Source organism: uncultured Selenomonas sp. (genome assembly GCA_905372355.1).
In the GTDB taxonomy this organism is placed as follows: Bacteria; Bacillota; Negativicutes; order Selenomonadales; family Selenomonadaceae; genus Selenomonas.
The window spans coordinates 1-10458 of record CAJPOT010000028.1 but is presented as its reverse complement, the minus strand read 5'-3'; the positions used below and the strand labels follow the sequence as shown (position 1 = coordinate 10458).

9 protein-coding genes are annotated in these 10458 nt (G+C 61.9%); 6 read left to right on the top strand and 3 right to left on the bottom strand.

Translation table 11 applies throughout. From position 1 onward, the window contains the following. Together QZ177_RS10190 and QZ177_RS10185 are read left to right on the top strand one after the other, a co-directional pair. The coding region (locus QZ177_RS10190; protein WP_294177345.1) for an autotransporter domain-containing protein at window positions 1-372 on the top strand (372 nt) is incomplete at its 5' end. Window positions 373-518: 146 nt separating this feature from the next. Next, a complete protein-coding gene (locus QZ177_RS10185) occupies window positions 519-662 on the top strand; it encodes a hypothetical protein (RefSeq protein WP_294177343.1) in 144 nt (47 codons plus the stop codon). On the opposite strand, the gene QZ177_RS10180 is transcribed toward QZ177_RS10185, so the two are convergent. The 3 genes from QZ177_RS10180 to QZ177_RS10170 form a co-directional block, all read right to left on the bottom strand. After that, window positions 650-1564 (bottom strand): MBL fold metallo-hydrolase, encoded by a 915-nt coding sequence (locus QZ177_RS10180; protein ID WP_294177350.1) that lies wholly within the window; start codon window positions 1562-1564, stop codon window positions 650-652. The genes QZ177_RS10185 and QZ177_RS10180 overlap by 13 nt on opposite strands. A gap of 8 nt (window positions 1565-1572) precedes the next feature. Then, on the bottom strand, window positions 1573-2430 hold the full coding sequence (locus QZ177_RS10175; protein ID WP_294177341.1) for a hypothetical protein: 858 nt from the start codon (window positions 2428-2430) through the stop codon (window positions 1573-1575). Window positions 2431-2665: 235 nt separating this feature from the next. After that, window positions 2666-3340, bottom strand: a complete 675-nt coding sequence (locus tag QZ177_RS10170; protein ID WP_009645743.1) for a uracil-DNA glycosylase — start codon at window positions 3338-3340, stop codon at window positions 2666-2668. Window positions 3341-3494: 154 nt separating this feature from the next. Between QZ177_RS10170 and QZ177_RS10165 the strand changes: the two genes are divergently transcribed. The 4 genes from QZ177_RS10165 to QZ177_RS10150 all read left to right on the top strand — a co-directional run. After that, on the top strand, window positions 3495-5708 hold the full coding sequence (locus tag QZ177_RS10165; RefSeq protein WP_294177348.1) for a GGDEF domain-containing protein: 2214 nt from the start codon (window positions 3495-3497) through the stop codon (window positions 5706-5708). Next, window positions 5690-7036, top strand: coding sequence for a glucosaminidase domain-containing protein (locus QZ177_RS10160; RefSeq protein ID WP_294177340.1), 1347 nt, complete (start codon window positions 5690-5692; stop codon window positions 7034-7036). The genes QZ177_RS10165 and QZ177_RS10160 overlap by 19 nt, the downstream gene beginning before the upstream one ends. Window positions 7037-7641: 605 nt before the next feature. After that, window positions 7642-9456 carry a ShlB/FhaC/HecB family hemolysin secretion/activation protein gene (locus QZ177_RS10155; protein ID WP_294177339.1) on the top strand — a complete coding sequence of 605 codons (1815 nt, stop codon included), beginning with the start codon at window positions 7642-7644 and terminating at the stop codon, window positions 9454-9456. Between the two features lie 73 nt (window positions 9457-9529). Continuing rightward, window positions 9530-10458 (top strand): filamentous hemagglutinin N-terminal domain-containing protein (locus QZ177_RS10150; protein WP_294177338.1); only part of this gene is annotated, 929 nt, incomplete at its 3' end.

Sequence of the window (10458 nt, the reverse complement as noted above, 5' to 3'; positions counted from 1 at the left end):
TATGTGCGCTATTTCTGGTCGCACCAGGACGGTATGTCGGTGAAACTGCGCGGCTCGGGCGATGCCTACGACTTCGCCGACGTCGACTCACATCGCCTGCGCCTCGGCCTCCGCTACAGCAGGAAGGACAGGAGCGCGGGTGAGTGCTATGCCGGGCTGGCCTGGGAGCATGAATTGGGCGGAGAGGCGAGCGCGAGCGTCGGCGGTGACGCAGCGCCCAGTCCGAGCCTCAAGGGATCGAGCTATATGCTCGAACTTGGCTATCGCTTCCTGCCGCAAAATAGCCGCATTAGCTATGATTTCCACATCAATGGCTGGCAGGGAAAGCGCAAAGGACTCAGCGGCGGCGCTGCTATTCAATGGACATTCTAGAGCAGGTCTGACGCTCTGAAAAATAAAAACAGCCTCTTGCGACTGGGAGAATCCATGTCGCGAGAGGCTGTTTTTACTATGAAGCCCCAAGAGGTCAAGACGAAGGCGTAGAGCGATTGGCTAGGCTTCTGTAAGGGCGGCGCACAATGTCCACGAAGTGGACGTTTGTGCGTGTAGCTTATACAGGAAAATCGCTAGTCGACGCATCGCAGTGCGCAGGCGTGACGGTCAAGAGCCGCATCCGCGCCCTGCGGCGGTGTGGCTGGCGGCTGTCTACCTACGATTCTTGAAGAGCCATTTGTGTGGGGCGGTGCTTGTCGAACCCCCAGTAGGTCGGCACATCCTGTGCCGCGAGCACGATGTTTTCCTGCCGGACGTTCTGCTGTGCGAGGATCGTGCGCACGGTTTCCTCGACGAGTTCGGGGCGGTTGTTCTCCTGGCTCATGTGCGCGAGGAAAACGGCGCGCGGACGCTTCTTGAGGCGCACGAGCGCCCAGGCCGCCGCGCTGTTCGACAGGTGGCCGCGGTTCGAAAGGATGCGCTGCTTCAAGTGCCACGGATAGGAGCCGCGCTGCAGGAGTTCGCGGTCGTGGTTGGCTTCTAAGATCAGTGCGTCCGCGCCTTCGATGGCGGTCATGACGTCGTTTGTCAAAAAGCCGAGATCGGTCGCGAGCGCACACTTCTCGCTGCCGCAGACGGCGTAGCCGACGGGCGAGACGGCGTCGTGCAGCGTGGAAAAGCTCTTGACCGAGACCGCACCGAGCATGACATTTTCGGTGAGCGGCGTGAACGTGTCCTCGGGCACGGCAAGGCTCTCCCTTATGGCGCGGAGCGTCGCGGGCGGCGCGAAGAGCGGCAGGTGATACTGCTTCAAGAGCGTCGGCAGTCCCTTGATGTGGTCGCTGTGCTCGTGCGTGATGAAGACGCCGTCGAGGGAGGCGGCGTCGACGCCGAGGTCGGCGAGCGAGCGCGTGATGCGGCGTGCGCTGATGCCAGCGTCGATGAGGAGGCGTGTGCCATCCAGCTCGATGTACGCGGCGTTTCCCTTGCTGCCGCTCGCGAGCATGGCGACGCGCAGGCCGCGCTCGGCGCTCTTCGGCACAGTCGCCTGCTGCTGCACAGGCTGCGCTGCCATCGCACAGGCGCGCGCCGCGAGAGACTCGGCGGCACGCAGGAAGCCGCCGCTCGTCATGGCGCCGCTCAAGGGCGCTTGACCCCGTTCGGCAGGATGAGGAAGGAGGCGCTTTTCTTTTCAGCGAGGAGCGAGGGCGGCTCCTTTTGCGCATCTTCCTCGGCGTCCTCGATCATGCCCTGCGTCCGCTGGCTTGCTTCCTGCAGGCGCAGCAGACCTTCCATGAGGCCGATGTCCTGCTTCTTTGCGAGTGTTTCCAAGGCGGTCGCCGCGTGCTGCAGGAACTTTTGCAGCTGGTGCGTCTGCTCGTCCTGCTTGCGCTCGCGCTCCTTCGCCGCCTCGCCGTTGTCACGCTGTGCCGTATCCAAGGAAGCGATGCGTCCCGAAAGCGACTCGTGCTCGCGCTCGATGTCCTCGGCGATCTGTCCGGCCGTCTCCACGAGGCCGATCTCGATGGCGGAGTGACGCTTCAAAAGGTCGGCGAATCCCTGTTCCTGCGTGCTCGCCACATACTGCAGGGTGAGCGCGAGGGAGTCCTTGAGATCCTGCGCGCCCTTTTCCTGCGCCGTGTGCAGCGCGGCCATCTGACGTGCGATCTCCTTCTGCATCATCGTGCCGAGCGCGCTCGTGTCGATGCCGGGACCGCTGCGGAAGGCGGATAGGTCGCGCGGCAGGCTGCGGGCGAGAGCGTTGATCTCGCGCACGAGTCCCGCCTGCATCGCGTCGAGGCGTTCGGCGACCGTGCGCTCCACCTCGTCGATGCGGCTGAGGATGGAGCGCTCGCGCCGGATCGAGTCACGATCCTGCTGGCGGCGCACGTCGTGCATGTCGTCGATCGCCTGCTCAAGCTCTTCGAGCCGCTTTTCCAAGTCCTTCTTGTCCTCCGCGGTGATCAGCCCTGCCCGCGAAAATATGCTCTTGCCCATCGAAATGCCCTCCAAAACGAAATAAACGGGACAGGTGAACCCGCTCTGTGAGAATGTCCGACACGCAGGCACTCCCTAGTTGATAAGTACGATACTATTTTGATGCCTATTACCAAGTGTAACAAAATGTCGCTTTATGTGCAATAAAGTTTTGCAAATGCGCCGAATCGCAGCGTGAATTAACGATATGTATCGCTTGCGCTGCCCGATGTTTGATCTCTATAGATTCTACAGATCAAACATCGGGCAGCTGCCAGTCGATCGGCGTCTGCCCCGTGCTTTCGAGGAACGCGTTGGCGCGGGAGAAAGGGCGGCTGCCGAAGAAGCCGCGGAAGGCGGACAGGGGACTCGGGTGCGCCGACTCGATGACGGCGTGCGGCGGGGCGGCGATCATCGCCTTCTTGCGGCGTGCGGGCGCACCCCAGAGGATGAAGACGAGGGGCTTTTCGCGTGCCGAGAGCAGCTCTATGATGCGGTCGGTGAACTGCTCCCAGCCGTGCCCGTGGTGCGAGGCGGCGGCGTGGGCGCGTACGGTCAGCACGGTGTTCAAAAGCAGCACGCCCTGCTTCGCCCACGGCGCGAGACAGCCGTTGTTCGGTGTCCTGCAGCCGAGATCGCTGGAAAGCTCCTCGAAGATGTTCTTGAGCGACGGCGGCGGCTCGACGCCCGCCTGCACGGAGAAGGAAAGTCCATGCGCCTGCCCCTCGCCGTGATAGGGATCCTGGCCGAGGATCACGACCTTCGTTTCGGCGTAGGATGTGTAGTGGAGCGCATTGAAGATCGCATACATGTCGGGAAAGATGCGGCGCGTGCGGTACTCTTCGATGAGGAAGCGGCGCAGTTCCTGATAGTAGGGCTTTTTCATCTCGTCGGCGAGCAAGCCGCCCCAATCGTTTTGAAAAATCTTCATGGCAGTCTCTCCTTCGTCCATACTTCTTTTCCATCATTATAGCAAAGTCTGGAATTTTATGTAGTGAAAATTCAGGAAAAATCTGCTATACTATAGTCAGTGTCAAACTGTACATTGGGCGGTTCGTCCGAGAACTGCAGGAGAGGTGTTGGAAATGAATCCCGTCATGCGCTGCGGCATCATCTTTTTTTTCGTCCTGCTCATGCTGCTTGCGCCGCAGCGTCTGCTCCATGCGATGGATTCTGCGCCCGTGCTGCGCGTCGGCTGCCTCGATGTCTCGTCCTTTCCCGACGGATCGCCCGAGCGGCTGCTGTTCAACTACGCGAAGCGCTACCTCAATGAGGTGGCGCGCAGCACAGGCTGGCAGTACGAATATGTGGAGATGGATGAGTGGACGGCGCGCGAGATGCTGCGAGAGGGGCGCATCGACTTGTACTTCCCTGCGCGCGAGATGCCCGGTGACGAAGGAGCGTTCTCCTTCAGCGTGGACAGCGCGGCGTATTCGATCCTCTCCCTCTATGTGCGCGAGGATTCCTCCCTTGAGACGAACAATCCCGCCGTGCTCGCCAACATGCGGATCGGCGTGCTCCAAGACGGCCTGTATTCCTATGCGCTGACGCCGCTCGTGCGCGAGCAGGGCGTGCGCGTCGACGTCGTCGAGCATCAGACCGCCGAGGCGCTGCACGAGGCGCTTGCGCGTGGCGAAGTCGACGCCATCTTGGACAGCGCGAGCCGCAAGAAGGACGGGGAGAAGCTGCTCCTGCGCGTGGCGCTCATGCCCGCGAAGTTCATCGCGGCGAAGAAGCGGGAAGGTCTGCTGAAGAACCTCAGCGACACGATCCTTTACACGGAAAGGGTCAATCCGAGCTTCGAGACGTATCTGGGCAAGGCCTTTCTCGATCGGGCGCAGAACCAGCTCGTGCGCTTCAATGCGTCGGAAAATGCCTACCTGGCGTCCGCGCCCGACCTGCGCGTCGTCTACGTCGGCGGACATGAGCCGTTCTTCGGTGACCGTTTGGAAAAGGGCGTGCCCGAGGGCATTTATCCGAGCCTTTTGAAGGCGCTCGGCGAGACGCTTGGCCTGCGCTTTCGCTTCGTGCGCGCCGAGGACAACGAACATGCGCTGAAAATGCTGCGCGAGGGCGAGGCGGACATCTTCTTCTGCGTCTACAACAACCTGCCGTCGATGCGGGATCTCTTCTTCACGGCGACCTTTGCGACGGAAGATTTTTCCTACGTCGTGCGGCGCGGCGCGGGCGACGTGCCGACGGGGACGGCGCGGGTCGCGCTGCCGCGCTGGTTTCATGGCATGCGCACCTATTTGAACATGCAGCATCCGAACTGGCAGATCGTGCCGGTTGATGAGCCTGTCGACTGCCTGCGCATGATTGAGGAGGGCGGCTGTGATTTCGCGCTTCTGCCCTCGCTCTTCCTGCAGCAGAGCAGCCTCCTGTCGATGCACCCGGATCTCGTCGTGCTCGCGAGTCATTCGGCGGAGATCCCCGTGAGCCTCGCGATCTCGGGCGAGCAGCCGCGTGTCCTGCAGTCCGTCCTGACGAAGGGCATCTTGAAGATGGACCCGCGCCGTGTGCAGGAGATCGTCAACGAGCACATGACGGGGCGTCTGACGCTGACCGCCGTCGTCGCACGCTATCCGATACAGACGGTGGCGCTCGCTGTCGTCTTCCTGCTCTCCGTGTTCATCGCCGTGTTCCTCATCGAACGCTCGCGTGTGCAGAGACGCCAGTCGGAGGTGCTGCTCGCGAAGAACGAGGAGCTGGAAAAGGCGGTCGAGGAGCAGAAGAAGCTGATGCGTGCGCGCGACATCTACAAGCAGGAGGCGGAAATCGACCCCTTGACGGGGCTTTTGAACAAGAAGGCGATCCAGTCCGCCTGCGAGGAGATGCTGGCAGGAACCTTGAAAGAAGGGGCGTTCCACGCATTTTTTATCATGGATCTCGACCACTTCAAGGAGATGAACGACACCTACGGCCATCAGGCGGGCGACGACGTCTTGCGCCGCTTTGCACAGGAGGTGCGCTCGATCTTCCGTCAGTCGGATCACATCGGGCGCTTCGGCGGCGACGAATTCACCGTGCTCATGCCGAACGTGACGACCCTCGTCGCCGTCGAGCGCCACGCGCGTCAGCTCATGACGGCGGCGCAGGAGCTTGAGGTGCGCGACGACCGCTCGCTGCTCTCCGTGAGCATTGGCATAGCGCTCGCGCCCCTGCACGGCACGAACTACGACGATCTCTTCATGGCGGCGGACGCGGCGCTCTACGATGTGAAGCGTGCGGGACGCAACGGCTGGAAGATTTATGACGCGAAAGAAGATGGAGGAACCTTATGCCCGAAGGAAGAATGACGGGGAAGATGCGGCGTCTTCTGGCGGGAGCCGCCATGGCGGCGCTCCTCGCCGCGTGCGCGGGAGCGCCACTGCCGTCCGTGGCGCAGGCCGCGCAAGGGACGCCCGCCTTCGCCGTGCAAGGCGCACAGGCGGCGACGGATACGAACGCGAAGAAGGACGCTGCCACGCCCGTGTTCGTCGCCCGCCCGCATTTTGCGGCAGACCTTCCCGCCGAGGTCAACGAGAAGGCGGCGGCAGAGGTGCGCTTCTTCATTGCCGAGCCGCTGACCGAGCCGATCTTGGAGGAGGAGGCGCCGCCCGAGAGCGTCGAGATCCTAGGCGCGGCGGAGGCGACGCAGGCGCAGATGGCGGCTTTCATCCGGCGGCGCAACCCGCAGCCGAAGCTCGCCTGCTCCGTCGAGGAGATCGTGCGACTCTACTACGAGGAGGCAGGGGCGGAAGGCGTGCGTGCCGACATCGCCCTTTGCCAGGCCTTGAAGGAGACGGGATTCTTCGCCTACGGCGGCGATGTCCTGCCCGCTCAGAACAACTACTGCGGTCTCGGCGCGACGGGCAACAAGGCCAAGGGCGCGTACTTCGCCACGCCGCAGGAAGGCGTGCGCGCCCACATCCAGCACCTCATGGCATACGCGACGACCGAGAGGCCGCACGCGCCGCTCGTCGATCCGCGCTACGATCTCGTGCGCCTCTACCGCACCGACATCTACGGCAAGATCAAGCACTGGACGGGACTCAACGGCGTCTGGGCCGTGCCGGGCACCTCTTACGGGCAGGACATCCTGCTGCTCTGCCGCGAAGCGACGACGCCCGACGCGAGCGATGCCTCGCTCGCCTTCGCCGAGAAGAAGCTCGCCGCAAAGAAAAATGCCGCCGCCTACGTCTATCGCGCCATCGTCTTTGCGAAGCGCGGCGAGAGCGAGAGGGCGGCAGCTGACTTGGAGGCGGCTCTTCGGCTCTCACCGAAGAGCGCGGCAGCGCTCTATGATCGTGCACTCTTCTTTACGGCAGCGGGCGATGAAAAACGTGCGAAGGCCGACCTCGAAGCGCTTATTAAGGCGCAGCCCGACTTCGCCTACGCATGGTACAACCTCGGTGTCATGAACCTCAAGACGGGCAGGAACAATGCTGCGATGCGGGACTTCGAGCGCGTGCTCGCCCTCGTGCCGCAGTCGGCGAACGCCCAGAGCAACATCGGCATCGCCCTCGTGCGCGAGAAGAAATACCGAGAAGCGTGGCGAGCCTTCGCGCAAGCCGCTGAGATCAACACGACGAACCCGACGGTGCTGATGAATCAGATCGTCTTCGCCGCGTGCCTGAAAGAATAGGCGCGGCGCTTGACGCAAGGCGCAGCGTGTCGTATAATGAACGTGAAAAGGGTGTTGCTGGTAAACGGTCAGCCCCACTCGTGTTTGGATTTAGAAAACCCGCCTACGTCTGGAAACTGAAGGCGGGTTTTCTTATTTTGCCTTTAAGGTAACGATGCAAATCGTTACGAGGAAAACGAACGACAAAAAATCGTACAGTTCCATGGGCTATACCCCTGCTGAGCCGTCCAAGAAGCAAGCCCGCGGGCGCAGCTGATTGGCAAACGGCTCGTATGCGAAAACGTCCCAAGAGCGTGAGCCGAAGGCGAGACGCGATTGGTTGACGTTGACCGCCATTCAGGGGCTAAGAATCGACCGCCTACCGATTAGAAGCAACACCGTCTATAGTATAGCACATTCAGGCAGCTGTCGCCTGCCTTTTTTTGTACGAGAACCCTCGCCCGAACATAGGTCAAAAATCCCTATTTTTGCAAGGCTGCAAAGAAATAGCTAATATCCGCTAGGAAAAAAGCCCGCATTATGCTAATATATAGCATACAAGTGCGGTTGATACTTTTGGAAGCCGTCGTGAAGAACGATTGTAAGTCATGGAAGGAACGATGCGAATGAAGATGCAGGATGCAGAGAAAATCCGGCACAGGTCTTTCATCGCAAAGCGATGCGGGCGTCTGTCCTTTGCCGTCACGCTTGCTTTGCTCAGCGCTGTGCTCGCCCCTTTTTGCGCTGAAGCGGGAACGGTTTCAGATGCGGCGGGCGATGCGCAGCGTGCCATGGTGCGTGCAGCGGCGGGCGAAGCGCCGATGATGGGCGCGAGCGCCGCCGACGTGCCGAAGACCGAGGGCGCGCAAACAGCCACCTCGCCGAATGTGACGCGGACGGGCGTGGAAGCCCCTGCGCCGCATTCGGCAGAGCAGCAGGCTGCGGAGAGCGCGATCCTCGTGCGCCGCTACACGTTCTCGGGCGAGAACCCCGTGACGGACGAGGAGCTTTGTGCGCTCTTAAAGCCGCACAAGCTCAAGTACGCGCGTCTCGCCGACCTCGAAGAGCAGGCGACGGAGATCACGAAATACCTGCGTTCCGAAGGATACTTCGTTGCCTTCGCCTACCTCGCGCCGCAGGACTTCGCAGACGGCACGGTCGACTTCACGATCGTGCCCGGCCGCTACGACAAGATCATCATCAACAACCATTCTTATCTGACAGAAAATGCTGTTCGCCGTGAAATGGGGCTTTCCTCGGGCGAACTCGTGAAGAAAGCGCCGCTCAACCGCGGCGTCTGGCTGACGAACGACCTCTCGCGCGTCGAGGCGCGCACACAGATCAAGGCGGGCAGTCGCCAGGGCACGTCGGACATCATTATCGACGTCAAGAACAAGGGCAACCGCATGTGGGGCTACGTCGGCGTCGACAACGGCGGCTATCGCTACACGGGACGCTACCAGTACAGCGCCTTCTTCAACTACGCGAGTCCGTTCCGCGAGGGCGACCTCTTCTCCGTCGGCGGCATCGTGTCGAATGGCGGCATGTGGTCGGGATCGGCTTCCTACTCGACGCCGATCGCCAAGCAGGGCGAACGCGTCGGCGTCAGCTACGCACGCTCGCACTACACGCTGGGCGGCGCGTTCTCTGCGCTTGACTACACGGGCACGTCGGAGACCGTGAGCCTTTGGTGGCAGCACAACTTCCGGCGCAGCCGCGACTTCAACCTCTACGGCACGCTGCGCTTCGACTGGAAGGATCTTGAGGACGAAGCGAAGGGCATGGCGTACAAGAATCCCAAGGGAGCGAAAAACTGGGTCATCGGCATCAACGGCGACAACCTCGACCATATCTGGACGGGCGGCCGCAACACCTTCGCGCTCAATTACACGTATGGCGACCTCTCCATCGACGATGAAGTGCAGCGCCGGTACGATGCCGCTACCGCGCGGACGGCAGGTCATTTCGGCAAGTGGAATTTGAACTTGACGCGCCTGCAGCACATAGACGATCGTCTCTCGCTCTACCTCTCGTACAGCCGCCAGTGGGCGAACAAGAACCTCGATTCCTCGGAGAAATTCTCGCTCGGCGGGCCTTACGGCGTACGCGCCTACCCCGTCGGCGAAGCGTCGGGCGACGACGGCTGGCGCTGGACTTCAGAGCTTCGCTGGAACTTGCCGACGCGCGAGGGCGACGAGAATATCTGGCAGCTGATCGCCTTCGTCGACGGCGGTCATGTGAAGCTCTACCACGACGGTTGGCCGGGCTATACGGGCGCGACGAGCCGCAGCCTATACGGCGCGGGCGTCGGTGTGAATTGGAGCAATCAGGCGAACTGGGTCGCGCATCTGCACTACGCTTGGAAGATCGGCCATGAAGAGGCGGTCTCCGACACGGATCGCAGCGGCAGGTTCTGGTTTCAACTGTATAAATTCTTCTAAAACGACAATAGAGAGCTGGGCGGTCGGCATAGCTTGACCTCTCGGGCGTTCAAGACGAAAAGGAGAAATCCCCATGCGCTTCATGAAAAAACAGCGCCGCGCGAGGAAAGAGCGCGGCGAGAACAATCCCTTCCTGCTGCGCCTGCAGGAGAACGTGCGCCGCGCCCTCTTGGGCGGCGTCGGCATCGTGGCGGCGGGCGCAGCCCTCGTTGGCACGAGCAGCCCTGCCAGCGCCTTGCCGCAGGGCGGCGAAGTCGCGGCGGGCGCTGCCGACATCGCCAAGAGTCAGGCGGAGATGGCAATTCATCAGGCGACTGAAAACGCCGTCATCAACTGGCAGAGCTTCAACATCGCGGCAAACGAGCGCGTCAATATCTTCCAGCCGAATGCACAGGCGGCGCTTTTGAACCGCGTGCTCGGGGGGAATCCCTCTGAGATCTTCGGCACGCTCACGGCGAACGGGCGAGTATTCCTCGTCAACCCGGCGGGCGTCCTTTTTGCGCCCGGCGCACAGGTCGATGCGGGCGCGATCGCAGCCTCGACGATGAACATTACGAACGCCGATTTCATGGCGGGCAAGTATGCCTTCGTCGGCACGCCGAATGATGGCAAGGTCATCAATCGCGGCACACTTCGTGCGGCGGATGCGGGCGCAGTAGCGCTTCTCGGCAGGGATGTCGTCAACGAAGGCGTCATCGTTGCCAAGAAGGGCGCGGCGGTTCTCGCAGCGGCAGAGGACGTCACGCTCGATTTCACGGGCGATGGCAAGGTCACGGTCGTACCGACGAAAGCGGCGATGGAAGAGAGCGTCACGAACAAAGGCATCGTCGAAGCGGACGGCGGGCTTGTCTTCATGACAGCGGCGACGGGAGACGCACTTGTTTCTTCCGCTGTCAATCAGGAGGGCGTCGTGCGCGCCGCGAGCCTTGACGGCAAGGCGGGCGCGATCCGCATGACGGCGAACGACGTGCGCCTTGCGGCGGGCAGCGTGACGGACGTGAG

Coding starts and splice junctions, on each gene's coding strand:
- QZ177_RS10155 (WP_294177339.1), top strand. CDS start 7,642: ATGAAGATGCAGGATGCAGAGAAAATCCGGCACAGGTCTTTCATCGCA.
- QZ177_RS10160 (WP_294177340.1), top strand. CDS start 5,690: ATGCCCGAAGGAAGAATGACGGGGAAGATGCGGCGTCTTCTGGCGGGA.
- QZ177_RS10185 (WP_294177343.1), top strand. CDS start 519: ATGTCCACGAAGTGGACGTTTGTGCGTGTAGCTTATACAGGAAAATCG.
- QZ177_RS10165 (WP_294177348.1), top strand. CDS start 3,495: ATGAATCCCGTCATGCGCTGCGGCATCATCTTTTTTTTCGTCCTGCTC.
- QZ177_RS10170 (WP_009645743.1), bottom strand. CDS start 3,340: ATGAAGATTTTTCAAAACGATTGGGGCGGCTTGCTCGCCGACGAGATG.
- QZ177_RS10180 (WP_294177350.1), bottom strand. CDS start 1,564: ATGACGAGCGGCGGCTTCCTGCGTGCCGCCGAGTCTCTCGCGGCGCGC.
- QZ177_RS10175 (WP_294177341.1), bottom strand. CDS start 2,430: ATGGGCAAGAGCATATTTTCGCGGGCAGGGCTGATCACCGCGGAGGAC.